The organism is Pseudomonas sp. SIMBA_041, from assembly GCF_046535095.1.
Taxonomy (GTDB): domain Bacteria; phylum Pseudomonadota; class Gammaproteobacteria; order Pseudomonadales; family Pseudomonadaceae; genus Aquipseudomonas; species Aquipseudomonas mucoides.
The window spans coordinates 80056-105800 of the sequence record NZ_JAWRXJ010000010.1; the positions used below are offsets into that span (position 1 = coordinate 80056).

Genomic DNA, 25745 nt, shown 5'->3' on the forward strand with positions numbered 1-25745 from the left:
CGAACGACAAGGGAGCGAGGTCGCGCGGTCCTTCCAGTCGGGTGCCATCCATTTCCCTCGAGTCCTATGTTTTAAGCTATGGCCAAGGTTTGTTGTTCTACTTCATCGACTGCTTGTTGGCTAGAGGCCGCCACGGCTTCCTCTAGTACCGACCTGATGGCTAGCCCAATGGCTCTCGCGAGGTAGGGAGGGACAGCGTTGCCCACCTGCGTGTAGCGCGGGCATTCCTTAGTTCGTCGGCTGCCACCTGTAGTGAATTTACCGCGGAACTGGAACCAGTCGGGAAACGACTGGAGGCGTGCAGACTCTCGGACGGTCAGTATTCTGGGCTCGCTGTAGTGGAGCACATCGTCGGGTAACGTTGTGATTGTTGGTGCGGGATTTTCTGCTCGCATTAGGCATATGCGGTGCTTCTTGAGACCATATTTTTCCCTTTGCGCCAAGCTCATTAAACCGCCCTTGGTGCACTCTGGGTCCTGAATGATCTTCATGAACCGTTCACTGATCTCGGGCTTATGTTTTGCCAATCGTACGCTGTCCATGGAACCGTCCACTCCCTGTTGCATGAGGGTTTGGTAAGGTGTCCGAGGCCCCTTATATGCAAGCTCTTGAAAGCCGGTCCGAGAAGAGGGATCAGTGCATGGTCGGGTCCCCGCGTGGCTTATTTCCAGATCAGAAATGGCCTCCGAAGCGCTGACGGTTTCTGGAAGGCCAAGATCTTGCAGTTGCTTCAGCCTAGCCTCCTCTAATAGCTCGAAGGCTCTGGTGGCGCCGCCACGAAGATGACGAGCGAGATCCTTGCGAATCCCAATTACGATTAAGCGTGGGCGCTTCTGGGGTACTCCGAAAAGTGATGAATCCACTATTCGGCCGAGGACCTGATAGCCGACTCGGTCCAGGCTTTCGACAAGCTTGTCATAGTAGGATTGGGGCTTAACTTGTATCCCAAGCTCTTTCCAAGATTTGGCTTTATGCGCGACCTTCATGCCCGGTACGTTTTCTAGGACAATGGCTGCAGGCTGAATGGCCTTGACCATTTCCACGTACTTCTCAAACAGTTGGTTTCGTGGATCGGACTCTAGCCGCTTCCCTGCGAAGCTGAATCCTTGGCAGGGAGGACCTCCTGCAAGCACATGCACCTTGCCCTTAAGTTTGGAAAGTTCAAGTGGGTGCCGTTCAAGAATTTCATCGATACCCCAGGCCTTTCTTTCCAGCCAAGAGGGCCATTCGAACTGGCGGACGGGCACGTCACGCCCTTCTAGCAGGTTCGCCGACAGCGTGGAAAAGGCCATTTTGTCGCGTTCGACGGCAAAAACGCCATTTAGCCCTGCGAGCGAGAGGCCGAGGGACAAGCCTCCACAGCCCGCAAAGAGATCTGCAAACATCAAAGGTTGCCCGTGGGCGGGTAACGGGGGGTGGGTTTCGATATTTTTCATGGGCTCCTGCCCGGATACGGTCGTTTTCAGGGTAGGGAGCGTCTCGCGAAGCCCTTGGCTATCGCCTATATAGGCAGAACGATGGTGGTCTTTTTTCGCCACCGATGATTGAGGTTTATTCGGCAAGTTGACTAGAGGTTGCTCGGTAGGCGTCGAGGGGGCAATAGTGATGGATAACGGATTTTGCCGCAAGCAAACGCCATCGCTTGGGCTGCCTGGCGGCTGGCTTGGTTTGAAATTGAAACATTCACTTAAATCGTTGAATTCATTCAAAAATATTTCATCGGCTAAGCCTGGGGCTTCGCTTGGTGGTACCCACATTGTTGAGCTCCTTCAGCCGGTCTGAAATCCGATCAATCTCTTCTCAGCGCAGCCCTATGCAGGCCTAATCAGTCGCTAGCTTAGGGAGTGTATTGAAGAGTAAGCAGTTATATCCAGGTGTTTTTGAAAGGCATGAGTTGGATTGCTGTGATTATATACAGTATTGGTCTTGAGGCGATTCGTACAAGGCACGTTCGTCGACTGGTGCATAGCTCAATTAATTAAAAGAAGCTCTGAGCAGCAAAACTCGCATGCCCGCCCTTGGGTTCGCGAAAGTGCGACGCGGGAATTACTCCTGACGTTCGCGCGAGGCGTGCCGAACAAGGAGGCACGGTGGGTCCCGCAGAAAAAGAGCTTGGGTTTTCGATTGATCAGATACAAAAATGAATTTATGCCGACAGGAGGCGTTTCCGCCTCCTGTCACCTTCTGCCTTTTGTTCGAAGCTGGAGAGGCGCTTGAGAAGCCATTGAAAGAGCAGTAAAGCGGTGCCAACGGCAATCAGGATCGGCGGAAATCGCAGAATCAGGATTACAGTCAACACTTCTGCTGAAGCGTTTGCCAGCACTCTGATGAAGGTTAAAAGTGTGATTAAGAACGTATCAACACCATGGGGGCTCCTCGTTTTAAGGTGATTTGACTCGGTGAGAGTTTCAGGTGCCACCTGCCAAACTGGCTGGGTTCGCACGTGCCGATTACAGATGTCCTCGCTCTGCCATTGATTTGCAGCATTCCTGGCTCACCACAACGTGATCCAAAATCTGGGTGCCAACCATGTTCAGGGCGTTTTTAAGGGGCGTGGTCAACGTGCGATCGGCTTGGCTGGTTTCCTGGATGGCGGAGGGGTGGTTATGAACCAGGATCACAGCTGCAGCGTTATGTTCCATTACGATTTTCACCACTTCTCGTGGACAAACGCCGCCCCCCTCTAAAGGACTTCTGAATAGTTCCCTGAAACCAATAACCCGGTGCTCGGTATCGAGCAGTAACAAAGCAAAGACTTCGTAATCATGAAATTGCAGCAGCGTTTGTAGGTGACTGAATACGAGCCTGCGCTCAGTCAGCGCCCGTCCTTTAGACAGGCGGTACATCGCGAGTTGTTGAGCCATCTGTAAGACGTCTGCCTCGGTGAGTGGTGATTCAAGGGCAAAGGTGTTAGTCGTTTCACCGGATTTGAGCTTGGGATATTTCATGCTGGGATTCCTATCCGAACGCGTGAATGCACACGATGGTGGGTGGCGCAGTTACTGGAGGGGCGGTGCTGGCATTAGGGGAGAGTGCTCGGCGATGCTGTGCTTGATGATTCACGCAACGAGTTGTAACGCTGCATCTAGTGCCTTCTGTTTGATTACTGCGCCTTGCCCAAACCATGCCGAATCCATTCGATACTCAGAACTCCTGGCACGCTTTTCATGATCCACATATTCAGTCACGGCGTTTAGCAAGCCCCATGCTGTTCCGCGAGCGGACTCCAAATCAGATCCTCTGCCTTTACCTTCGTAGAGGCTTTGTACCTTCTCCATAGCTCGTTTGTTGGGCAGTACATTGGGAATCGGGTCATGCGCGCCGGTGTCGCACAGCACGTCCATAAAGAAGCCTATGACCTCTTTCGTCTGAACTTTGCGTTCGCTGAGGGCGCGCATCCGGTACATGAATTCGTCCCATCGTGAGACGGCAATGCCCAATTGTTTTTTGATGGTTTGCGGATCAAAACGCGTACTGTGCGGCACTTTGATGGCGTGGGTGGCGCCGCTCAGGGAAATGCTCAGGGTGTTGTTGCAGACCACGCGAACGGTGGTAGGGGTCGCAGTGGTAGCCAATGTGCCGTCGCACGAGGTCGCCAGCAGCAGATAGCCGTTGACCTGATCATTGCCCCTCAGGGTTGTCGCCTGGCCCGTTCTGGCAAGTGCCCAGAACTTGCGACCACCTTTGAGCACTCCAGCGGTTTCCAGCTCGTAACCTGAGAACTCGGTAAGGTCTCGGTAGAACTCCAGAACTTCACGTGGCTGTACCACTTGGTAGCGATTGGATACCACCGATAACGGGGCTTTGGTGTCAGAGCGATACAACACCTTTTGTTCTGGGAACGAGTGGATGGTGCCGAGGTGACCAGATGCATCCGCTTTAAAATGAACCGGGCTTTCCTGGATCTGCCAATTCATTCCGGCTTCACGCTGCCAGATTTCTAGAGGCTGTTTCGGCGACAACGCAGAGCCAAGGCCGTGCCAGGGTGCATCGCCAACGTATGCCATTTGTTCAACGAGATGTGCCATGAGAGTGGTTCCTTTGGGTATAGAGCGGCAAAAGCGCTGCGTAGAACGCAGCACTTGACGGGGAAATCAGAAAGATTGATTAGGTTGGAAGGTTGAAACGATGCCCGCAGGTCAGGCAGAAGTTATTGGCCAGTACATGACGATCCAGCTTTTCGCCAAGTTGAGCGCCAACAATACAGCCGCTCACGCCCCCGGCCAGTCCGCCGAGGATGGCGCTAGAGACTGTACTGAGCGTGATAGCGAATGGATCGGCAATGCCACCGACAGGAGGGACTGTGCGGGTTGCTGCGAGCGCGGCGCTGACACCTTGTGCTGCGCCTCCGACGGCGCCGACAACAGCACCGATTCGCATGGCTGTTTTATGAAAAGCGATTTTTTGCGAGTTACAGAAAGGGCACCGAAATGACATGGTTGAAGCATCCATGATGAATTCAGTACCGTGATATAGGTGTGTAATGAGTTTCAAAATCATTTGGAGCGAAAGCAGTTGGTCGTCCCACCCCCAACGGTCAGCGTTTGTCAGTCAAAAAACATGCAGAGTTAGTTCCTCGTATACGCACTTGGTTCCTATTGGAGGCAGCACGCCCTCTGACCCAGTCAAAGCAGGTGTTCGACTCGCCGAAAAAAAATACTGGGCGCTGGAACCTTAAGTCCAGGGAGAGGGTGGCCTAAAGTCGCGTCATTCCCAACACATGACGAGAAGGCAAGTGACAAATACAGAAGCCGTTTTCTACCCGAGGATTTTGCGCCTGAAGCAACTGATCGATCGTATCGGCCTTGGGCGGTCAACGATCTACGACCGCATGGACACCCAGTCGCCGAGGTACGACGCTACGTTCCCCAAACCAATCAAATTAGGGGCAGCGGCCATCGGCTGGATTGACTCCGAAATCACCACCTGGCTCGAGCAGCGCATGTCTGCCAAGGAGGCGCGCTAATCTTTCAAAGACCTGTTCGCTGGTGAATGGAGCTGAAATTCCCTTTACTATTTTCAACTGAATTCGAACACTAACTCCGTATACGTTTTTAACCAATGTTTCTATTGCGAGGTGCACTACTGGCAGTGCTTTGATCGGATCGGCTTGCCTTAATATTTTTGGTTTTTATGTTATCTGTATTACTCCTCTAGATAATAATTAGATCTACTACTCTAGAGGTTAGTAACTATTCAGCAAGCATCACCCATGCTTGCGTGTAAGTAGAGAGGTGAGGTGTGTCTACAGATATCAAAATGCAATGAATTGACTTGGTCTACAGCCAGATCAATCAGTAATGTGATTGACAGTTAAATTTCCTAGAAAAGAAGAGGTGTTTGTGAAAGGTGATGAAGAGCGCCTTGCAGCGCTCCAGAGTAAGATTGGGCTAACGGTAGAGGGCATAGAAGTAGGTGCTCTGAATAATGGTCTGATTGCAATTATGAAGAGCGCATCGTGGTTGGTCAGAAGGCTTATAAAAACAGAAGGAGATGCGTTTAAGATCCGTGTTGTGGATGACTTCGGCAATGCACGCCTCGAGAGCAATGCTCCAGGCAATATTCTGCTCAGGCTTCTAAAGGAACACATCCCGAACGGCAGTCGGTTTAATTCGCTTTACAAATTTGAACCGTATCTAGATATGGCGATTAGCCGCCTTATAGAATTCAAATTGTATCCTCCGCCTCCGTTATTGCAGGTGAGCACCGCAAGTGAAGTTCGTAAGCTCATGGTGCACCTGAACGAGTGTGTGGAGCAGATTCGTCAAGAAGTCAAATCTAAGAGCTTTCTAGCGACGCTCAACAGCTATCAGCGGTCGAGTAATAAAAACTACAAGGAACTCACAGAATATGTAGATGCGTTGTTTGAGCGCCATGCCAGACTGCTGGTGCTGAGGATTGATCTTTCCTATTCGAAAGAAAACTCTAGGACGACGCAGGCTCAAGCTAAGCAAGATCGACAGCGCCTGTTCGAGAACGCGAGGTCGAACAAGCTGTTTGATGATATGGTGGGCTACATCTGGAAACTGGAGCACGGTCCGGAGAAAGGCTTCCATTATCACATGATGTTTTTCTTTGACGGCTCCAAGGTTCGAGAAGACATAACTCTGGCCAAGCGGATTGGGGAATATTGGACGGAGGTGATTACGAAAGGTCGAGGCCTGTACTACAACTGCAATGCGGTTAAGCTTACCTATGCGAGCTGTGGGATTGGGATGATTGAACATGCGGATGCCGAGCTGCGCGCAGGTTTGTGCAAAGCTGTGTTTTATCTCACCAAGACGGATTTATATATGAAACTTCAAACCAAAGGGCGCGGCATGGGGAAAGGGTTATACCCTAGCCCTAAAGGCGCGCGTGGTAGACCAAGAGCAGTAATTGTTGTTTAGGAGTGCATAGCCTAGGGGTCAGCGCCGTCGAGCTGTCTGCGCAGCGCTGAGAGCCCTGTGGTGATTAGCCTGTTTGTTCTGATTTATTATTTCCCTGTTGACGCTTGGTTTTCTCCCAAACGTGATTTACGAGTTCATCTTCACGCAGCCATTTGGTCAGCCAATTTTCTATGTTGGAGATCTGTACGCCAGAAATGTTGTTGCTTTCGATAAAAACGACCAAATGACGTTCTAGCGCCGCTACTGCGGTTGACTTATAAGGCCAACCTGCTTCAGGCCGCAATTCCTCCAATAGTCTTGCGGCTTCCTCTTTTACAGGTAATACAGATTTATTTCGGCCCCGGGCATTATTGCTGTTTCGTTCGGAGCGTCTATCAGCTTCGTTAAGGTTTTGGATTGCTGCGGAACGCTCTATGATTTCGCCAATCATTAAACTGGCGTAACTATTAAGGGCCCAAGCTCTGTCGCGGGCTTTATTTTGCTCGGCAGCGCTGGCTAACTCCAAGTATAAGCAGGCGTATTTCACATGCTGAAGTAATATAGTGAATTCGTCGTCGTGCTTGTTGGCTTCGGTGTTCCATTTTTCTTCTAGCCTTCCCTGAAGCTCAGGGTTGCTGATGCTGTAACGGATGCTTTCTAACAGTTCTAGATAATCCTCAGTTTCAGAAAGCGGTGAAAAAAAATGGTGATGCAGTAACTCACGATTCTTAGCGATGGCTTTATCAATCGTGATGTTGCCGATGCGTTCATTCTCTTGTGTGGCGAGCTGCGTTCTCGTAAATAATGTGGGCTTTTTTTCTTTCATTTTTTTTCTGCTGATCTTTAATGAAGTTGGGTTATTCGTATGTTATCGAGGCCGCATTGTCGAATCGGTGGAGGGATGTTGGTCGGGAGGGGCGTGTTTTACCCACATGGCTATTGAGGGGGACGTAATGAGTTTGCTCCAGTCGTGCATTAGGTCGCGCCGTTTATCGAGAAAATCAGTACGCGGGTATGCCCCTTCAGTTTAATCTCGCTCATCATGCGCTAGCGCCATTTCGCATACTTCACGTGGGTAGTGAGTGCATTCCCCAGCCCAGTCTCGGAATGAAGAACGAAAACCGTGTCGAGTGATTTGTTTGTATCCCATGTCATGTAGGAGTGTCCGTATGGCGTTTGCATGCATAACCCCTGAGCAGCGCGCTCTATGTCTCATCATGGTCAGATTTTTAACAAACAGTTCGGCAGCGAAAAAAACGCTGCCTTCACTTAGCTCTGTCGATTGCAAGAGAACGCCTGCTCACACGCCTCCCGAAGATAAGACGTTGATCTTCCAGCTCATCGAAGAGTAGCTTCAGTCTAGGCTATCGATGATTGCGGATATTGAAAGGTTTCCGGTAGCCGCTTCCTTGATATGTTCGCTCCACCACTTCATCATTGGGCGTCGACGCTCAATGTAATCGGCCCGATTGTACGCGCTACGTACCTCATCCTTGTCAACGTGAGCAAGCGCAACCTCGACCAGCTCAGGATCCCAGCCGTGCTCGTTGAGGATGGTACTGGCCATTGAGCGCATTCCATGGCTCACCAGGCGACCTTCAAAACCCATGCGCTTCAGAGCCATATTGGCCGTTTGGCTGTTGCAATGGGTCCGGGGATTCCGGTCTGCTGGAAAAATATGCTCTCGATGGCCGCTAAGCGGTTTTATAGCCTCTAGAAGCCCCAAAGCCTGTTCCGTAAGTGGGATGATGTGAGTCCGACGCTTTTTCATCCGCTCCGCAGGTATTGTCCAGATCCTCTTGTCGATGTCGATGTCTGCCCATCGTGCGGTAGCTGCTTCTGCGGGACGAGTCATGGTGTGGAGCTGCCACTCAATCAAGCAGCGTGTAGTCCTTTTTATACTGGCATTGGCCACCGTCACCATTAGTTCTTTCAGTTCGTCTGGTGCGAGCGCTGCCATGTTTTTCTTTTTTGGTTTCTTGAAAACCGAACGAATCCCGCTGAGTGGATTTGAGTGAATCAAGCCGGAATTCACGCCGTAAGTCATGATTTCGTTAAGACGCTGGCTTAGCCGCTTTACGGTCTCAAGGCTGCCTTTGGTCTCAAGCGGTCTAAGTAACTTTATGACCGCCGGTGCGGTGATCGCTGAGATCGGGGTTGTACCCAGGTCGGGGAAAACATGCAGCGTCAGCGAACGCCAGATGTCTTCAGCGTAGGCAGTGGTAACAGCGTCTTTCTTGAGTTCGAACCACGCGGTGGCAACGTTTTTAAAGGTATGTTCCGTAGTCGCTCTTAATATTTGCCGATCCGCGTCACGCTTCTCCTTCGGATCTAACCCTTGCGCCACCAACTCTCTGGCTTCTACGGTCCGTTTCCGGGCTTGAGCCAAGCTCACCTCCGGAAAGGTACCAAGGCCCATGTTGATCCGTTTTTTGGTTGCAGGGTGAATGTAGTTAAAATTCCATAGTTTTGAGCCATTGGCTCTCACCCTCATCTGAAGGCCGTCGCCATCAGTGAGGATGTAGTCTTTTTCCTTTGGTTTCGCTGCTTTGACTTTGACGTCTGAAAGCCGCGTTGTTTGAGCACCCATGGTGATCTCCGGTACTGCGTGTATTCCAAAAAATACCAGTCGTGGGTTTGGAATACCACGTGGAATACACGAATTGTAGGATGAGTTCAGATACCATTGGACCCAGTTGGACCTGAAAGCCCCGTATTTACTGGATTTCAGGCACAAAAAAAGACGCCCTTGGACGTCTTTAGATGTTTGTTTGGTGGAGCCGGGGGGATTTGAACCCCCGTCCGCCAGTACTCCGCTGTCGGTACTACATGCGTAGCCGTTTCTATTAAGTTAACCCTCAGCGACCCGAAGGGCAGGGTGCTTTGGGCGAGTTGTGTAAGTTTTAGCCGCTTCGTCCACAACGTACTGCACGGCGATTCTGTTCTATATGACAATCACTTTGGGTTTACAGACATCCCCTGGTGATTGCTGGACCCGAAGGTACCAGAAGCTCAGGATCTAAAGCTGCTTACGCAGCGAGAGAGAATTCCTGGCCGTAGGTTTCGTCATTGGCAACTATAAGTAGTTGCAACAGTGGATTTACGAGTTCTGTTACCAACTCGGCATGCACCTAAAGTTTCGCAACCGGCGTCGAATCCTAAACGGCCCCGAGCCTGCTACTCGGTGAATCAAAGTGAGCAACAGGCCTGTGCAGTGTACGCCAACACGCTTCAGAAGGCCACCCGCAAGGTGGGCTTCGATTGATCATGGGTTGGTTCGTTGTTCAATTGGCCATCGCCAATGCCTGACTGGCCTCGGTGGCGCATTTTTTGTCATCTTTGGCGGCTTGTGACGCTTTGGCGCTGGCCAACAGTCTTTTGATCTCCGGCGCATTGGTGGCGGTCGCTGGCAGCGAATTCACTTTGGCTTCGAGTTCTTGCAGCTTGCTCGTACACAGGTTGTTGTCCGCAGCAAATACCGGAGAGGCCAACATTGCAGCGCAAATGAACAGACCAGCGAGTGCGGTACGTTTCATGGGTATCTCCTCGAGCGGATAGTCAGCCACGATTGATGGGCTTATCTAAAAGACTACGGCGCGGCACAGTAATTCGGTTTGTGCAAAAAAAGCTATGGAAAAACTGACTGATGGAAGCAATGGCACTATAAGGGATTATCAAACCCCAAATGCACCAAAACCCGCAATTGGCGGGTTTTGGATGTGTATCGGTTAGAGCCAGCGTGCCAACCCGAAGGTCGGCCCAGAGCCGGGTTACTTCCCGCCTTTGCTCGCGTCCTTGATCATCTTGATGGTGTCATTGGTCTCGGCGATGCAAGCGTCAGTACCTTCCTTGGTGCCTTTTGCATGGTCCGCTTGGGCTTGCTTGACGGAGTCCGCTACTTGGTCAGCCATCTCCGCAGGAATCTGTGCCTGTGCGTTTTCGATGGTTTGCAGATTGACCGCGCATAGATCTTTTTCGGCGGCAAACGAGGGGGAAGCCAGCAGTGAGGCAGTAACGAACAGACCAAACAGTACAGAACGTTTCATGTGTATCTCCTTGAACTGAGGCCAGTCATTCTGACCATCAGGACGGGCTGCCGAGTGTTGGGAAGGTCCCACTTTTGCGGGACTTGATCAGTGGACTGCGGCGGCACGTCAGGGTTCTAAATTTTTGCTGTACTGCTGTCGGTTCTGGCAAGAAACACTAAAAAAGGCGCTTGAATGCGCCTTCCTTGAGGTCCTGCTCAGGTCGCCCTAGCCTGGGTAACGCGGTCCACCAGATAGACTAGCCCGTGGTAATCAATGCCGCCATGTTGCGACAGCCCGATCTCACAGGTGCGGCTGGTGGAAATCCCCTCGCTGCACTGCTGCACCGCGTCCTTGAGCGTTCTTAGCGAATGAGCGTTCAGTTCCGGCGTGGTGAAACCCTTGTCACCGGCGAACCCGCAGCAGTGAATCCCTTCAGGAATGACCACGGTTTTGCTGCACTTGCGCGCCAGATCAATCAACGCCTGGCTCTCGCCAAGGTGCTGGGTACTGCACGTGACGTGTACGGCAATCGGCGCTTCCTGCGGTGTGAAATCCAGGCGATCCATCAAATGCGTACGGATGAATCGCACCGGGTCGTACAGGTCCAGTCGAACGTCGCCCAGGTCCTGAACCAGCCGCAGCGTGCAGGGGCTGGTGTCGCAGTAAATCGGGTCGAGCCCGCCGCGACTGGCGTGCAGCAAGGCGCCGATCAGTTCCTGGCGTTTGTGTTCGGCCTGTTCGGCGTAACCTTTTGAGGCGAATGGCTGGCCACAGCAGAGGTTGTCCTGATTGTCCGGGAAGACCACTTGGTAACCGGCTTTTTCCAGCAGTCCACGGGTTTTGTCGTACAGCGACATCTGCTCTTTATCACCCGCCGCCGGGCCCATGACCCGCGACACACACGCCGCCAGGTACACCACCCGGGGGCGTTCGTCCGACACAGTCGGGCTGAAGCGAATGGCTTTTTCCGGCTGCGGCATGGCGTTGGTCCACTGCGGGACCTGCCCTTTGGACAGCTTCGTCAGCGTCGCCGACAGCTTCGCCAGGCGTGGCGCTCCCAGCAGCATCCGTGCGCCATTGGCAACGTGCAGGGTGAAACGCGCACCTTGCAGTGCCGTGGCGAAATTACCTTCCAGCCAGTTGGCGGTTTTCGTACGCGTTGCGTTGCGGCTGCGGAGTTTTTTCACCAGCTCGCCGGTATTGATGCCAACAGGGCAGCGTTGCGCGCAAAGACCGGTGGCCGCGCAGGTGTCGATGCCTTGATATTCGTAAGCGGCTTCGAGTTCGGTGGTATCAACGCCTGCGCGTTTTTTCGCCTGAATATCCCGCCAGATCACGATGCGCTGACGCGGGCTCAGGGTCAGGCCTTTCGACGGGCACACCGGCTCGCAGAAACCGCACTCGATGCACTTATCCACAATCTCATCGGCGGCCGGCAACGGTTTCAGGTGCTTGAGGTGGATCTGTGGATCTTCGCTGAGCACCACGTCCGGATTGAGAATGCCATTGGGGTCGAGCAGGCGTTTGAGCTGCCACATCAACTGGTAGGCATCGCTGCCCCATTCCAGTTCGACGAAGGGCGCCATGTTGCGCCCGGTGCCGTGTTCGGCCTTCAGCGAGCCACCGAATTCCACCGCCACCAACTGCGCCACGTCGTCCATGAACGCCTGATAGCGTGCGACTTCTTCCGGGTTGTTGAAGCCTTGGGTGAAGACGAAGTGCAGATTGCCTTCCAGTGCGTGTCCGAAAAGGATCGCTTCGTCGTAGTGATGTTTGTCGAACAGCTCGATCAGGCGATTGACGCCGATGGCCAGTTGTTCCACCGGGAAGGTCACGTCTTCGATGATCACCGTGGTGCCGGTTTTGCGCACGGCGCCGACGGCGGGGAAGGTGTCTTTGCGGATCGCCCAGAGGCGGGCGTTTTCCACCGGGTCTTCGGTGAAGTCGACCTGTTTTTCCACGGGGAACGAGGTCAGCGACGCCATGATCTGCGCCAGTTGTTCCTGCAGCAAAGTGGACGATGCGGCGCGGGATTCGATCAGCAGCGCGCAAGCATTGTTCGACAGCTGTTGTACGAAAGCGGGCATGCCGGGTTTGTCCTGTACCGAGCGCAGGCTGCGACGGTCCAGCAGTTCCACGGCCGACACCGGTTGGCTTTTCAGTACGGTCACGGCGTTGCAGCAGGTTTCCACGTCCGGGAACACGATCAGCGCCGAGGCTTTGTTCGGGTGATCGATCACCGTGTCGTAAGTCACCGCGCTGATAAAGCCGAGGGTGCCTTCGGAGCCCACCAGCAAGTGGCTCAAGATATCCACAGGCTCGTCGAAATCCACCAAGGCATTGAGTGACAGGCCGGTGGTATTTTTCAGACGGTATTTGTGGCGGATTCTTGCCGCCAGTTCGGCGTTGGCGCGCGTCTCGCGGCCCAACGTGGCCAGACGTTCAAGCAACGGGGCGTGGCTTTGTCTAAACGCCGCCACACTGGCCGCGTCTTCGGTATCGAGGCGGCTGCCATCGGCCAGCACCAGCCGAATGCCGGCCAGCGTGTGATAAGTATTCTGCGCCGTGCCGCAACACATGCCGCTGGCGTTGTTGGCGACGATGCCGCCAATTTTACAGGCGTTGATCGAGGCCGGGTCCGGGCCGATCTTGCGTCCGAACGGGGCCAGCCAGGCGTTGGCTTGTGCGCCGATCACGCCCGGTTGCAGGCGGATTTGCGTACCTTGGCCACGAATCTCGCGACCGTTCCAGTTATCCCCCAACACGATCAGCACCGAATCGCTGATAGCCTGGCCAGACAGGCTGGTGCCGGCGGCGCGGAAGGTCACCGGGACCTGATCCCGTTGCGCCAGTTTGAGCAGCGCCACCACTTCGTCTTCGGACTCGACGCGAATTACCAGTTGCGGAATCAGCCGATAGAAACTGGCATCAGTGCCGAAGGCCAATGTCGACAGCGGGTCGTCGAAACGTCGCGCTTGGGGGATCAGTTGCTGTGCATCTCTAAGGAAAGCCGCCGGTAGACTCATTGGTCCTCCAGGATCAACACGACAAGGTCTTTCGGACCGTGCGCGCCGTAGGCGAGGATCTGTTCAATGTCGGCGGTTTTCGACGGGCCGGACACCAGCAAGGCGTTGGTCGGCATGCCGTGGGCCCAGTTGAATTCCTGCTGCACCTGATAGAAGTTGTCGCGAATTTCACTGGCCTTGAGCAGGGCGAAATGCACCGGTGGCACCAGGCTCATCAGGCGCGGCTCTTCCCGCGTCGGCCACAGAATCAGGCTACCGGTGGCCGCGATTGCGCCAAGGGTGCCGGTGAGGCTGGCCGGAGTCTCGTTGAACAACTCGGCTTTCCATTCTTCAATCGGGCGGTCGTATGCTTTGAGCGCCGGCAGCCCCGGATTTTTCGCCCAATGCTGAGTGATGTGTTCCCCGTGAGGTGTAGTCGGCGCGATCAACAGGCTGGGCAACTGACGATCCTGTAACAACTGGGCCAGCAGCGAAGGCCAGCCTTTGCCCGATGTCAGGTGGATTTCGGTGTGCACCGCTTCCATCAATTTGCGCAGCTGCGGAATGCGTTGTTCAGCGGTGTAGGTGTAGGGCGCTGTCACCAGTTCGACGTCGAACTCGTCAGGCACCGGCGTAGTGCCGGTCAGACTTTTCCGTAACTTGGCGAGGATGTTTTGTCTGGCGCTCATCAACGGTCTCCCTGTTTGGCCAAATGCTCGCGGGCCATGTCGTGCAGTGAGCGGGCGGCGGGTTTGGGGGCGCTGTGGTTCTGCGTCCACGGGCCGATATGGTTCGGCGTGAGCGCGCGCAGCCGTGTGGCGAAGAAACCGAACAGCCGATACAACGTCGGCGAACTGTTGAGCTTCGCCCAGGCATTCCAGATGAACCGTTCTTTGCGCGAATACTTGCTGCCTTGGCCGCGCATGACTTGATGCGGGCTGTCCGGGGCTTTGACGTTCTCTTCCCGCAGGCGACGCAGCAATGCAGGGATCGGGATTTTTACCGGGCAGACTTCGCCGCACGCACCGCAAAGGGAGGAAGCGCTGGGGTGATCCGGGACTTTCGCCAGGCCGACCATGTGCGGCGTGATGATTTTTCCGATAGGCCCAGGGTAAACCTCCCCATAGGCGTGGCCGCCGATTCGGGTGTAGACCGGGCAATGATTCATACAGGCGCCGCAGCGGATGCAGTTCAGGGTCTGGCGCAGTTCGCTGTCGGCAAATGCCTGGCTGCGACCGTTGTCGAGCAAGACCAGGTGCACTTCCTGAGGACCGTCGAGTTCATGCGCCTTGCGCGGCCCGGAGATCATGTTGACGTAGGTGGTGATCGGAATGCCCAGCGCCGAGCGGGTCAGCAGTGACAGCAACGGCACCACGTCGCGCAGGTTTTCCACGACTTTTTCGATGCCGGTCACGGCGATGTGCACCGGTGGCACCGACGTGGTCATGCGCCCGTTGCCTTCGTTTTCCACCAACAACAGGGTGCCGGTTTCGGCCACGGCGAAGTTGACACCGGAGACGCCGATGTCCGCTTCGAAGAATTTCTGCCGCAAGACTCTGCGACCGATCTGAATGAGTTGGTCAACGTCCTTTGTGTATTCCACGCCAAGTTTGTCGTGGAACAAGGACGCGACCTGACCGGCATTCTTGTGGATCGCCGGCATAATAATGTGTGAAGGCTTCTCGTGGTCGAGCTGGACGATGTACTCGCCCATGTCCGATTCCAGGCATTCAATGCCCTGATCAGCGAGGAAATGATTCATCTCCATCTCTTCGCTGACCATCGATTTGCCCTTGATCACTTGCCGCCCCTCGTGAGCGCGGATGATCGAGAGGACGATGCCATTGGCTTCGTCCACCGTTTCCGCCCAGTGCACTGTCACACCGTTGCGGGTCAGGTTCTGTTCAAGCTGCTCGAGCAAGTCGGGCAACTTGGATAACGCACGGGCGCGGACAGCATTGCCCAGCGATCGCAAATGTTCTCTTTCGTGGGCATCGCTGAAGGACGCTGCCCGTTTTGTCATCAGTGAATCCATCGCAGTGCGAAAGTTGTTTCGCAGTTGCTTGTCGTCCAACGCCTTGTGAGCCCGGGCACGAAAATCTTCGTCGACGCTGACCGTCGGAATAATCGTGGAAGTGCTCATCGGGCACCTCCGGTTCGCTGCCAGAGGAAACTAGCCAGGTGCTGGCCGCGCAATGCTTCCTGCTGTTTCTCCAGCGAGCCGTTGATGTTCATCAGGCAACCGCAGTCGGCACTGAGTACCTTGTGCGCGCCAGATTCCTTCAACGACCGGGTCTTGTCCGCCACCATCGCGCCGGAAATGTCTGGCATACGGACGCTGAACGTCCCTCCGAAGCCACAACATTCGCTTTCGTGGTCGTGATTGACCCGCTCCACGTTGCTCAGTTGCGCCAATAACTCGCGACCGTGCAGGTGGGTGTTCATTTCCCGGCGTGCCGAGCACGACGTGTGCAACGCCACTTTGACCGGCTCACCGCTGTCCTTGAGCTGCACCTTGCAGACAAACAGCAGGAACTCGGCCAGTTCGTACGTCCGGGCGGCGAGCGCCTGGACTTGCTTCAACGTGTCCGGCTCGTCCTTGAACAAGTCGGCATAGTGTTCGCGCAACATCCCGGCACACGATCCCGACGGCACCACCACCGGAAAATCTCCGGCGAACAGCGCCAGTTGCGAACGCGCCACGGTCCTTGCCTGCTCGGTGTAACCCGAGGTGTAGGCGGGTTGTCCGCAGCAGCTTTGCCCTTGTGGGTACTCGACACGAATGCCTTCGCGTTCCAGCAAGTGGATCGCGTCCATCCCGGCTTCCGGGTAGAACAAGTCCACTACGCAAGTCCCGAACAGGTACACCCGTGACGGTTTCTCGCTGGGGTATTGCCGAGGCTCGGGCAGTGGCGGGGCGACGCGGGTCGCGTTCGGCACAGCGTTGTAAAAAAGCTCGCTCATCAGGCGTGTCTCCGGGTGAGTCCCGGTTATCCGTCCGCTGAGGCTGCTGAATATAGAGCGGGAAGCTTTCAGCAGCCTTGCAGACCGGGTTGTGAATTGCTGACGCCGGAATCGTGGTCCGGCGTCGGTTTTTGCGTTTTAACCTGTAGTACTTAATGCACCAGCATGCCGGTGAACCAATAGGCCTGAGCCAGGGTGATCAAGCCGACTATCGTTGCAAAGAATAGGCTGTGCTTGAGGGTGAAGCGGAACAGATCCGATTCCTTGCCCACCAAGCCGGTTGCGGCGCAGGCCACGGCGATCGATTGTGGCGAGATCATCTTGCCGGTCACGCCGCCGCTGGTGTTTGCCGCCACCAGCAACACATCGCTGACACCGATCTGGTGTGCGGTGGTCGCTTGCAACGAACTGAACAGGGCGTTGGACGAGGTGTCGGAACCGGTCAGGAACACGCCCAGCCAGCCGAGGAACGGCGAGAAGAACGGGAACGCTGCGCCCGTCGCTGCCAACACCAGCGCCATGGTCGACGACATGCCGGAGTAGTTGGTGACGAAGGCGAACGCAAGCACCATGCCGATGGACAGGATCGGCCAGCGCAGTTCGTAGAAGGTCTCTTTAAAAGTGGTCAGACCAGTTTTGAAGTTGATCTTCAGCACCAGCATCGAGATCAGCGCAGAGAAGAAAATCGCCGTGCCGGTCGCGGAAATCGGGTCGAGCTTGAACACTGCCGGGATGGCCGTCGGGGCCGCCACGATCGGTGCCACCTTGATCACCATTTGATCCAGGTGCGGGATGGCGAAGTTGAACACCCAGCTGTACATCGAACCGCCGGCCGCGAACATCGCCTTGAACGGCTTCAGGGTCCAGATGGTGACGAGTACGGTGAGGATCAGGAATGGCGACCAGGCTTTGAAGATTTCACCGAGGCTATACGGCGAGGCCACGGTGGTGCGCGGCTGACCGAAACCACCGACGCTGGCGGTCACCACGGACGCCGAGACGGCACCGGCAATGTGTTGGCCGGCGGCGCGTTTCGGCTGCCAGACTTTCAGGAACAGGGTCAGGGAAATCAGGCTGACCAGGGCCGAGGTGATGTCCGGCAGTTCCGGGCCAATGAAGTTGGATGTGAAGTATTGGGTGATGGCGAAGCTCAAGCCGGCCACCAGCGCGGCAGGCCAGGTTTCCTTCACGCCGCGCATGCCGTCCATCATGAACACCAGCCAGAACGGCACGAACAGCGACAGCAGCGGCAGCTGGCGACCGGTCATGGCGCCGATTTTGAATGCGTCGATACCGGTCACTTGCCCGGCCACGATGATCGGGATCCCCAAGGCGCCGAATGCGACGGGCGCGGTGTTGGCGATCAGGCACAGGCCGGCCGCGTACAGCGGATTGAAGCCCAGGCCGACGAGCAGGGCAGCGGTAATCGCCACCGGCGCACCGAAACCGGCAGCGCCTTCGAGGAATGCACCGAAGCAGAACCCGATCAGCAACACCTGCAAGCGCTGGTCGTCGGTGATCGACAGTACCGAGCTACGGATCACTTCGAACTGACCGCTCTTGACCGTCAGTTTGTACAGGAACACAGCCGCCACGATGATCCAGGCAATGGGCCACAGACCGTAGGCGAAGCCATAACCGGCGGCGGCGAATGCCATGTCGACCGGCATCTGGAAGGCAAAGATCGCCACGGCAATCGACAGCGCCAAGGTGATGCTGCCGGCCACATGGCCTTTGAGGCGGAACACCGCCAACGCCAGGAAGAAAAATACGATGGGGATGACGGCCGCGAGGGCGGAGATGCCGAGACTGCCGAGCGGGGTGTAGAGCTGTTGCCAGGTTTGCATATGGGGTGGCCCCTAATTGTTGTTGGTCAGGCACTGGGCAGCGTTCTTGGTTAATTGGTAATACCAATTTACAATCGCTGTTGGCTAGGGTAAAAGCCTTCTGTGCGGTGTGTCAATTTGCCGCCCTAAAACTTTTGTCGAATACGCCGTGTGTAATGCCGCTGACCGGCTTGATCGAGCGTCTTCCTGGCAGGTGCTGACGCCGCGCCAATAGGCCAGAATAGAGAGCCCGGCGAGCGGTCGGGATCGTGGAGAAGTGAGTTATGGGGTTTGATCAGATACGTCAGCGCCGTTTGTCTGACGATATTGTCGAGCGGCTCGAGGGGATGATCCTTGAAGGCACGCTGAAGTCCGGTGAGCGCTTGCCGGCCGAACGCGCACTGGCCGAGCAGTTCGGCGTGTCGCGCCCTTCGTTGCGCGAGGCGATTCAGAAACTGGCAGCCAAGGGCTTGCTGGTCAGTCGTCAGGGCGGTGGCAATTATGTCGTCGATTCGCTGGGGTCGACCTTCAGCGATCCATTGCTGCATCTGCTGGAAAACAACCCCGAGGCGCAGCGCGATCTGCTGGAATTTCGTCATACCCTGGAAGCGTCATGCGCTTATTACGCGGCTTTGCGCGCCACCGATGTCGATCGCGAGCGGCTGACGGCAGCGTTTGAGGTGCTCCAGGACTGTTATTCGCGTCATGACGACGTGAGTCGGGCCGAAGAGGGCGCGGCGGACGCCAGTTTCCACCTGGCCATTGCGGAAGCCAGTCATAACGCGGTGCTGCTGCACACGATTCGCGGGTTGTTCGACCTGCTCAAGCGCAACGTGGTGACCAACATTGGCGGCATGTACAAGCAGCGCACGGAAACCCGCGACATGCTGATCACGCAGCATCGGGAGTTGTACATGGCGATTATCGAAGGGCGGGCGGAGCAGGCGCGGGAAGTTTCCAGTCGCCATATTTTGTATGTGCAGGAAGTGCTGGAAGAGGTGCGTCAGGAAGTGCAGCGCATGGCTCGGGCGGAGCGGCGCAAGGGGATGTAGTCAGCAAACGATCATTCCCACGCAGAGCGTGGGAATGATCAGGGTAGGAAGTTAATCTTCCTTGCCCTTGTTGCGCACCGCACGGGCCAGTTCACGACCGGCGTCGCGTTCGCGTTCGGTATCACGCTTGTCGTATTCCTTCTTGCCCTTGCCCAGTGCGATCTCGCACTTGACCATGTGCTTGCTCCAGTACCAGGACAGGCACACGCAGGCATAGCCTTTTTGCTGCACCGCGGCCGCCAGCTTTTCCAGCTCGCGGCGGTTGAGCAGCAATTTGCGGGTACGGGTCGGATCAGCGATGACGTGCGTGCTGGCCGTCATCAGCGGCGTGATGTGGCTGCCAAGCAGCCAGGCTTCGCCATCCTTGAGCAGCACGTAACTGTCGACCAGTTGCAGCTTGCTTGCCCGCAGACTTTTTACTTCCCAGCCGGCCAGGACCAGACCAGCCTCGAACTTATGCTCGATGAAGTAATCGTGTCGCGCCTTTTTGTTTTGCGCGATGGTCCCTGTTGGGTGTTTCTTCTGTTTAGCCATAGGGGCGGCATTATAGGGAGTTGCAAGCAAGTCGGCTACGGTATCGCTACGTGCTTGAGCAGGTTGATTGAATCCCGGACAATGCGGCCTCTTTTTTGAACGCTTGGGCGTGATAACGATGTCGACAGACAAGGTTTCTGTCCACGGCAGTTGGGCTAGCCGCTGGGTCTTCATACTCGCCGCGACCGGTTCGGCCGTGGGCCTGGGTAGTATCTGGAAATTCCCGTACATGGTTGGCGTCTACGGCGGCGGCGCTTTCGTGCTGATGTTCCTGGCCTGTATCGCGCTGATCGGCGTACCGGTCATGCTGGCCGAAACCCTGATCGGCCGTCGTGCCCGGCAAAGTCCGGCCAATGCCTTGAAGGTGCTGGCGCTGGAGGCGGGGCATTCGGGCAAGTGGTCCTGGGGCGCCTTCGCCGGGATGATCACGGCGTTGCTGATCCTGTCTTTCTATAGTGTGGTCGGCGGCTGGTCGCTGGATTACATCATCGACATGGGCCGTGGTGACTTCCAGGGTGTGACGCCTGACCAAGTCGGCGCGTACTTCGGTAATGTGATCGCCGACCCGTGGCGCCTGACACTTTGGCACACGATTTTCATGCTGCTGTCTGCCGTGGTGATCGCCAAAGGCGTGGTCGCCGGGCTTGAGCGCAGCTTGCGGATCATGATGCCGCTGCTGTTTGTGATGATCATAGTGCTGCTGGGTTACAGCATGACCACCGGGCATTTCATGGAGGGCGTGCATTTCATGTTCGACTTCCACCCGGAAAAAGTCCTCGACGGCTTGCTGCCCGCCATGGGCCATGCGTTCTTCTCGCTGAGCGTGGGCGTTGGTTCAATCATGATCTACGGCGCTTATATGCCGAAGAACTCGTCGATTTCCGGCACCGTGGTTGGCGTGGCACTGCTCGATACGTTCGTTTCGCTGGTGGCCGGTCTGGCATTGTTTCCGATTGTGTTCGCTGCGGGCCTGAACCCGAGCGAAGGCCCTGGTCTGATGTTCGTCAGCCTGCCTTTTGCCTTTGGTAACGTAGTGTTTGGCCAGTTGATGGGCGTAGTGTTCTTCGTGCTGGTCGCGGTTGCAGCCTGGAGTTCGGCGATTTCGCTGCTCGAGCCGATGGTCGCGTATCTGGTTGAACGCACCAAGGTCAGCCGCGCCTGGGTCACGTTCTGGCTGGCGTTTACCTGCTGGTTCGTTGGTCTGGGCACCGTGTTTTCCTTCAATATCTGGAAGCAAGCCAAGTTTTTCGTGAACGAAGGCGGAATGTTCCACCTCTACCAATGGGGCGCGGCCGGCGGCCTGGACTTCTTTGGTGTGATCGACTTTTTCACCTCGCGGATCATGTTGCCACTCGGCGGTTTGTGTTTCGTGGTGTTTGCAGGCTGGATCATGGGGCGTGAAGCGGTGCGCGACGAGTTGTCGATCCGCAGCCCGATACTGTTTGGCCTGTCCCTGTTCTTGATGCGCTATGTGGCGCCCATCGGCATTCTTGTAGTGTTTGCCGCCCAGCTGTGGAAGTGACGCTGACATGACGACGCATATTCAACGCTCGGCCCTGCTGCCGTACCCGGCGCAGGCGCTGTATGACCTGGTCAACGACGTAGCGCGTTATCCCGAGTTTTTGCCGTGGTGTTCGGCAGCCGAAGTCTTGGAAAGCTCGCCGGAGCACATGCGCGCCAGCGTCGGGGTGGCCAAAGGCGGTTTGAGCCAGCATTTCGTTACTCGGAACACGTTGGTGCCCGGGCAGTCGATCGAGATGAACCTTGAAGAGGGGCCTTTCACTCAGTTGCACGGTATCTGGGTGTTCAAGCCGCTGACGGATAAGGCCTGCAAAATCAGTCTGGATCTGTCGTTCGACTATGCCGGACCGATTGTTCGCGCGACGTTGGGGCCGTTGTTCAATCAGGCGGCCAACACGCTGGTGGACGCGTTCTGTCAGCGCGCCAAGCAGATTCATGGTTGAGTCGGTGATTGAGGTCGAAGTGGTGTATGCCGCGGCTGATCGTCAGGTATTGCTGACGGTCGCTGTGCCTGACGGCGCGTCGGTGCGCGAGGCGTTGCGCAAATCAGCGGTAGGTGCGCAGTTTCCGGAGCTGGATCTGGGCACTTGCCCGGTGGGTATATTCGGCAAGGTCATTGTCGACCCCGATGTGCATCCGGTTCATGCGGGTGATCGGATCGAGATTTACCGGCCATTGCTGGTGGATCCCAAGGAGGTTCGTCGCTTGCGTGCCGCCAAGGCAGCCGAGGCCAAAGCGCGGAATCAGTGATTCACTAAACGCCAGGCAATAAAAAACCCGGAGATTCCGGGTTTTTTATTGCGTCGCAAATTATTGCGGCGAAGTGTCCAGCGGTGTTGGCGTCGGGACTGGAACGGTTTCTACACCGTCGACGTCCTTCTGGATCTGGTCCAGCAACGAACCTGGCTTGACCGGTTTTTCCGGTTTTGGCTTCTCGGCGTTTTCTGCTGGTGCAGCGACTTGCGTGCCGCTGTCCTTGCCGAGAATGGCTTCGTCGCGGCTCACGCCTGGCATGAAATCACCAGAGAGGCTGACAAGCTGGTCATTTGGGTTGAAGATAACGCTGATGCGTTCCTGTTGGCGTTCACCGCCACCCGGTTGCAGGCTGTACAGATAATCCCAGCGATCGGCATGGAACGTGTCGGTCAGCAGAGGGTTACCCATGATAAACCGTACTTGCTTGCGGGTCATTCCCGGGCGTAACTGGTCTATCATGTCCTGCGTGACGACATTGCCCTGCTGGATGTCGATTTTGTAAACCCCGGGGAATGAACAACCGGCGAGTGCGAGCAGTCCCACAAAGGTGAAACTGGTTAGCAAGAGCTTGGTGTTTTGCATCGGTGGGCGACTTCCACTATCTTGGCTGGGACAACGTAAACGCCGATCATACCCGCATTAAGAGAAGCTGCGAAGCAGCATCGCGAGAAAGCTGACCATGGTTGAAAATAGCGAACTACGCAAAGCCGGCCTCAAAGTGACCCTTCCACGGGTCAAAATTCTGCAAATGCTCGATTCCGCCGAGCAGCGCCACATGAGTGCCGAAGATGTTTACAAGGCACTGATGGAGGCTGGTGAGGACGTCGGTCTGGCCACGGTTTACCGTGTACTGACTCAGTTCGAGGCGGCTGGCCTTGTGGTGCGGCACAACTTCGACGGAGGCCATGCGGTCTTCGAACTGGATGACGGCAAGCATCACGACCATATGGTCAACGTCGAGACCAGCGAAGTGATCGAATTCTTCGACGAAGAAATCGAGCGCCTTCAGAAAGCCATCGTCGACAAGTATGGTTTCGAGATGGTTGATCACAATCTGGTGCTGTACGTACGCAAGAAAAAGTAAGCATGTCGCGCGAATTTCACATTCGCGAAACGAACGAAGGCGACCCCAGGGTCGCCTTCGTGCTGTCTGCCGATCTTAAATCTTTGCGGTGACGACCATCTTTTTCGCGTGGGCCAGGGATTCCTTGGTCAGGTCGATGCCGCCCAGCATCCGCGCCACTTCTTCGACGCGATCATTTTTGCTCAGCTTGGAGACGGCGGTGTGGGTCGCCTCTTCGCCCCGTACCTTGTGCACGAATAAATGTTGGTGACCCTGAGCGGCTACTTGCGGCAAGTGAGTGACGGTCAGCACTTGCCCACGCTCTCCGAGGCGCCGTAACAACTGACCTACGATCTCGGCGGTCGGGCCGCCAATGCCCACGTCTACTTCGTCGAATACCAGTGTCGGGACACGAGAGGTTTGTGCGGTGATCACCTGAATCGCCAGGCTGATCCGCGACAGCTCACCGCCTGAAGCCACTTTGGCCAAGGCTTTTAATGGTTGGCCGGGGTTGGCGCTCACCAGCAGTTCGACCTGTTCGAGGCCATTGGGCAGCAGCTCATCACTGCTGTTGGGGCGCAACTCGATGGTGAAACGACCGCCGGGCATGCCCAGTCGCTGGATCTCCTGCTCAACGGCGCTGGCCAGGCTGCTCGACGCTTGATGGCGCAAGTCACTCAGCTCGCGCGCCTTCTCCTGATAATGACGGGCATAAGAGGCCAGTTCATCGCTCAGCCGTTCGATGGATTCATCGTTGGCATTCAGGGTTTCGATTTCATCCAGCAGTCGCTGCTGCATCTCCGCGACCTCGGTCGGCTGGATGCGGTGTTTGCGCGCCATGGTGTAGATCGCATCGAGGCGTTCTTCCAGGTATTGCAGGCGCGCCGGGTCGGCGTCGAAGTTGTCGAGGAAGCGGTTCAGTTCGCCTACCGCTTCTTCTACCTGAATCTGTGCGCTGGTCAGCAGGCTGCTGGCCTCGCCCAAGGCGCCGATCGAGTTGTTGACGCTTGAGAGGCGATTGAGGCTTGCGGTGAGGGCATTGAGGACATTGCCAGAATCACTTTCGCTGCACTGCTCGACCACTTGCCGGCAGATGCCCAGCAGGGTTTCGGCGTTGGTCAGGTTCTTGTGTTCCTGCTCAAGTTGTTCCAGCTCGTTTTCGCCGAGCCCAAGGTTCTCCAGCTCTTCAAGCTGATAGCTGAGCAATTGATGGCGGGCGCGTTGCTCGTCGCCGGAGTTGGAAAGGCGCTCCAGTTCCTGGCGGGTCTGGCGCCACCGTTGAGCGGCCAACTGCACTTGGCGTGCAAGGTCCGTGGCCCCGGCGTATTCATCGAGCAGTCGGCGATGGGTGTCGGTCTTGAGCAGCGATTGGTGCTCATGCTGGCTGTGGATATCGATCAGCAGCTCGCCCAGGGCCTTGAGGTCGCCGAGCGGGCAGGGCGTGCCGTTGATATAGCCACGGGAGCGGCCTTCGGCGGTGATCACCCGGCGCAGGATGCACGGGCCATCGCTTTCAAGGTCGCGCTCGGCGAGCCAGGCGCTGGCTTCCGGGATATCGACCAGGTCGAAGGTCGCCAGGATGTCGGCCTTGTCTGCGCCGGGGCGGACTACTCCACTGTCGGCGCGATCACCCAGGGTCAGGCCCAGGGCGTCGAGCATGATCGACTTGCCGGCACCGGTTTCCCCGGTGATCACGCTCATCCCGCGATCGAGTTCGAGATCGAGGTGTTCAACGATGGCGTAGTTATGTACGGACAGGTGCACCAGCATAAAGGCCGCTCCCAGGCTTTAGGTCTGGTTATTTATACAGTGTTTTATTTGCGCCTGACAATGCCCTCGCTTAGCTCGATTTGCTCGGTCTGACGAAATGCGTGGTGCGTCGGGTAATCGCAATGCAGCGCTTTTTGTAGGGTTAATCGCAACGAGCCCCTTGAAGCTGATTTTTGCGGCCCCATATACCGGGACAGAAGCGTGAGTTGAGCTCACGGACGATATTGAAAGGAGAAATCTATGGCTGACGAACAGACAGTGGATACGCAGAATCAAGACGCCAACCAGGGCTCCGCGGCTTCGGGTGATGACCTGGCGGCTCGTGTACAAGTGCTCGAAGAGCAACTGGCAGGCGCGCAGGATCAGGCTTTGCGTGTTGCCGCCGATCTGCAGAACGTCCGCCGTCGCGCTGAGCAGGATGTAGAAAAAGCGCACAAATTCGCCCTCGAAAAGTTTGCAGGCGATTTGCTGCCGATCATCGACAGCCTGGAGCGTGGTCTGGAGTTGTCCAACCCGGACGACGAAAGCATCCGCCCAATGCGCGAAGGCATCGAGCTGACCCTGAAAATGTTCCAGGACACCCTGAAACGCTATCAGCTGGAAGCGATCGATCCGCATGGCGAACCGTTCAACGCTGTTCAGCATCAGGCCATGGCCATGCAGGAAAGCGCTGATGTCGAGCCAAATAGCGTGCTCAAGGTGTTCCAGAAGGGCTATCAGCTCAATGGTCGCCTGCTGCGCCCGGCCATGGTCGTGGTCAGCAAAGCCCCGGCACCAGTTTCGCCTTCGATTGACGAGCAGGCTTGAAATTGGCCGCAAGGCCCCCATTTATAAGTCAAGCGTTTAAGTGCTACCGCA

24 protein-coding genes, 1 other RNA gene and 1 pseudogene are annotated in these 25745 nt (G+C 56.1%); 8 read left to right on the forward strand and 18 right to left on the reverse strand.

Annotated elements, in window-relative coordinates:
* Window positions 1-71 precede the first annotated feature (71 nt).
* The 4 genes from SB725_RS23110 to SB725_RS23125 form a co-directional block, all read right to left on the reverse strand.
* Entirely contained in the window at window positions 72-1757 is a 1686-nt protein-coding gene (locus SB725_RS23110) for a DNA cytosine methyltransferase (protein ID WP_410922629.1), read from the reverse strand.
* 693 nt (window positions 1758-2450) lie between these two features.
* The gene (locus tag SB725_RS23115) at window positions 2451-2948 is read right to left on the reverse strand and encodes a JAB domain-containing protein (RefSeq protein WP_410922630.1); all 498 of its coding nucleotides are present in this window, start codon (window positions 2946-2948) and stop codon (window positions 2451-2453) included.
* Between the two features lie 111 nt (window positions 2949-3059).
* On the reverse strand, window positions 3060-4028 hold the full coding sequence (locus SB725_RS23120) for a DUF932 domain-containing protein (RefSeq protein WP_410922631.1): 969 nt from the start codon (window positions 4026-4028) through the stop codon (window positions 3060-3062).
* A gap of 79 nt (window positions 4029-4107) precedes the next feature.
* Window positions 4108-4380 (reverse strand): hypothetical protein, encoded by a 273-nt coding sequence (locus SB725_RS23125; RefSeq protein WP_410922659.1) that lies wholly within the window; start codon window positions 4378-4380, stop codon window positions 4108-4110.
* Between the two features lie 355 nt (window positions 4381-4735).
* Between SB725_RS23125 and SB725_RS23130 the strand changes: the two genes are divergently transcribed.
* Together SB725_RS23130 and SB725_RS23135 are read left to right on the forward strand one after the other, a co-directional pair.
* The gene (locus SB725_RS23130) at window positions 4736-4966 is read left to right on the forward strand and encodes a helix-turn-helix transcriptional regulator (protein ID WP_410922632.1); all 231 of its coding nucleotides are present in this window, start codon (window positions 4736-4738) and stop codon (window positions 4964-4966) included.
* A 376-nt stretch (window positions 4967-5342) separates the two neighbouring features.
* Window positions 5343-6389: an inovirus-type Gp2 protein gene (locus SB725_RS23135; RefSeq protein WP_410922633.1), complete on the forward strand. Its 1047-nt coding sequence runs from the start codon at window positions 5343-5345 to the stop codon at window positions 6387-6389.
* A 64-nt stretch (window positions 6390-6453) separates the two neighbouring features.
* Here the strand turns inward: SB725_RS23135 and SB725_RS23140 are convergent, their stop codons facing one another.
* The 11 genes and pseudogenes from SB725_RS23140 to SB725_RS23190 all read right to left on the reverse strand — a co-directional run bounded on the left by SB725_RS23140 (window position 6454) and on the right by SB725_RS23190 (window position 18212).
* Window positions 6454-7194 (reverse strand): hypothetical protein, encoded by a 741-nt coding sequence (locus SB725_RS23140; protein ID WP_410922634.1) that lies wholly within the window; start codon window positions 7192-7194, stop codon window positions 6454-6456.
* 42 nt (window positions 7195-7236) lie between these two features.
* A pseudogene (locus SB725_RS23145) lies at window positions 7237-7563 on the reverse strand (hypothetical protein); the annotation flags it as partial.
* A 159-nt stretch (window positions 7564-7722) separates the two neighbouring features.
* A complete protein-coding gene (locus tag SB725_RS23150; protein ID WP_410922635.1) occupies window positions 7723-8958 on the reverse strand; it encodes an integrase domain-containing protein in 1236 nt (411 codons plus the stop codon).
* A gap of 182 nt (window positions 8959-9140) precedes the next feature.
* Window positions 9141-9538, reverse strand: a transfer-messenger RNA (tmRNA) gene (gene ssrA / locus SB725_RS23155).
* A gap of 114 nt (window positions 9539-9652) precedes the next feature.
* Window positions 9653-9904 carry a hypothetical protein gene (locus tag SB725_RS23160; protein WP_027924436.1) on the reverse strand — a complete coding sequence of 84 codons (252 nt, stop codon included), beginning with the start codon at window positions 9902-9904 and terminating at the stop codon, window positions 9653-9655.
* Window positions 9905-10138: 234 nt separating this feature from the next.
* Entirely contained in the window at window positions 10139-10414 is a 276-nt protein-coding gene (locus tag SB725_RS23165) for a hypothetical protein (RefSeq protein ID WP_059181645.1), read from the reverse strand.
* A 197-nt stretch (window positions 10415-10611) separates the two neighbouring features.
* A complete protein-coding gene (locus SB725_RS23170; protein ID WP_410922636.1) occupies window positions 10612-13422 on the reverse strand; it encodes an FAD-binding and (Fe-S)-binding domain-containing protein in 2811 nt (936 codons plus the stop codon).
* Complete coding sequence (locus SB725_RS23175; protein WP_027924439.1) at window positions 13419-14090, reverse strand: lactate utilization protein C; 672 nt, start codon at window positions 14088-14090, stop codon at window positions 13419-13421. Before SB725_RS23175 ends, SB725_RS23170 begins: the two co-directional genes overlap by 4 nt.
* On the reverse strand, window positions 14090-15544 hold the full coding sequence (locus SB725_RS23180; RefSeq protein WP_027924440.1) for a LutB/LldF family L-lactate oxidation iron-sulfur protein: 1455 nt from the start codon (window positions 15542-15544) through the stop codon (window positions 14090-14092). Before SB725_RS23180 ends, SB725_RS23175 begins: the two co-directional genes overlap by 1 nt.
* Complete coding sequence (locus SB725_RS23185) at window positions 15541-16365, reverse strand: (Fe-S)-binding protein (protein WP_027924441.1); 825 nt, start codon at window positions 16363-16365, stop codon at window positions 15541-15543. The genes SB725_RS23180 and SB725_RS23185 overlap by 4 nt, the downstream gene beginning before the upstream one ends.
* Window positions 16366-16517: 152 nt before the next feature.
* Window positions 16518-18212 carry a lactate permease LctP family transporter gene (locus SB725_RS23190; protein ID WP_027924442.1) on the reverse strand — a complete coding sequence of 565 codons (1695 nt, stop codon included), beginning with the start codon at window positions 18210-18212 and terminating at the stop codon, window positions 16518-16520.
* A 263-nt stretch (window positions 18213-18475) separates the two neighbouring features.
* Between SB725_RS23190 and SB725_RS23195 the strand changes: the two genes are divergently transcribed.
* Complete coding sequence (locus tag SB725_RS23195) at window positions 18476-19243, forward strand: GntR family transcriptional regulator (protein WP_027924443.1); 768 nt, start codon at window positions 18476-18478, stop codon at window positions 19241-19243.
* A 51-nt stretch (window positions 19244-19294) separates the two neighbouring features.
* Here SB725_RS23195 and smpB read toward each other — a convergent pair whose 3' ends face one another.
* The gene (gene smpB / locus SB725_RS23200; protein ID WP_027924444.1) at window positions 19295-19777 is read right to left on the reverse strand and encodes an SsrA-binding protein SmpB; all 483 of its coding nucleotides are present in this window, start codon (window positions 19775-19777) and stop codon (window positions 19295-19297) included.
* 118 nt (window positions 19778-19895) lie between these two features.
* On the opposite strand from smpB, the gene SB725_RS23205 reads away from it, so the two are divergent.
* Genes SB725_RS23205 through SB725_RS23215 form a run of 3 tightly spaced genes read left to right on the forward strand, consistent with a single transcriptional unit; the run spans window position 19896 to window position 22048 of the window.
* Window positions 19896-21299: a sodium-dependent transporter gene (locus tag SB725_RS23205; protein ID WP_027924445.1), complete on the forward strand. Its 1404-nt coding sequence runs from the start codon at window positions 19896-19898 to the stop codon at window positions 21297-21299.
* A 7-nt stretch (window positions 21300-21306) separates the two neighbouring features.
* A complete protein-coding gene (locus tag SB725_RS23210; RefSeq protein WP_027924446.1) occupies window positions 21307-21741 on the forward strand; it encodes a type II toxin-antitoxin system RatA family toxin in 435 nt (144 codons plus the stop codon).
* Window positions 21734-22048 carry an RnfH family protein gene (locus SB725_RS23215; protein WP_027924447.1) on the forward strand — a complete coding sequence of 105 codons (315 nt, stop codon included), beginning with the start codon at window positions 21734-21736 and terminating at the stop codon, window positions 22046-22048. Before SB725_RS23210 ends, SB725_RS23215 begins: the two co-directional genes overlap by 8 nt.
* 60 nt (window positions 22049-22108) lie before the next feature.
* Here the strand turns inward: SB725_RS23215 and SB725_RS23220 are convergent, their stop codons facing one another.
* On the reverse strand, window positions 22109-22636 hold the full coding sequence (locus SB725_RS23220; RefSeq protein WP_027924448.1) for an outer membrane protein assembly factor BamE: 528 nt from the start codon (window positions 22634-22636) through the stop codon (window positions 22109-22111).
* A 97-nt stretch (window positions 22637-22733) separates the two neighbouring features.
* Between SB725_RS23220 and fur the strand changes: the two genes are divergently transcribed.
* Entirely contained in the window at window positions 22734-23138 is a 405-nt protein-coding gene (gene fur / locus SB725_RS23225; protein WP_003197684.1) for a ferric iron uptake transcriptional regulator, read from the forward strand.
* A 75-nt stretch (window positions 23139-23213) separates the two neighbouring features.
* On the opposite strand, the gene recN is transcribed toward fur, so the two are convergent.
* The gene (gene recN, locus SB725_RS23230) at window positions 23214-24887 is read right to left on the reverse strand and encodes a DNA repair protein RecN (RefSeq protein ID WP_059181640.1); all 1674 of its coding nucleotides are present in this window, start codon (window positions 24885-24887) and stop codon (window positions 23214-23216) included.
* A gap of 240 nt (window positions 24888-25127) precedes the next feature.
* Here recN and grpE point away from each other — a divergent pair, with 240 nt between their 5' ends.
* On the forward strand, window positions 25128-25694 hold the full coding sequence (grpE, locus tag SB725_RS23235; protein ID WP_027924450.1) for a nucleotide exchange factor GrpE: 567 nt from the start codon (window positions 25128-25130) through the stop codon (window positions 25692-25694).
* Window positions 25695-25745: the final 51 nt, after the last annotated feature.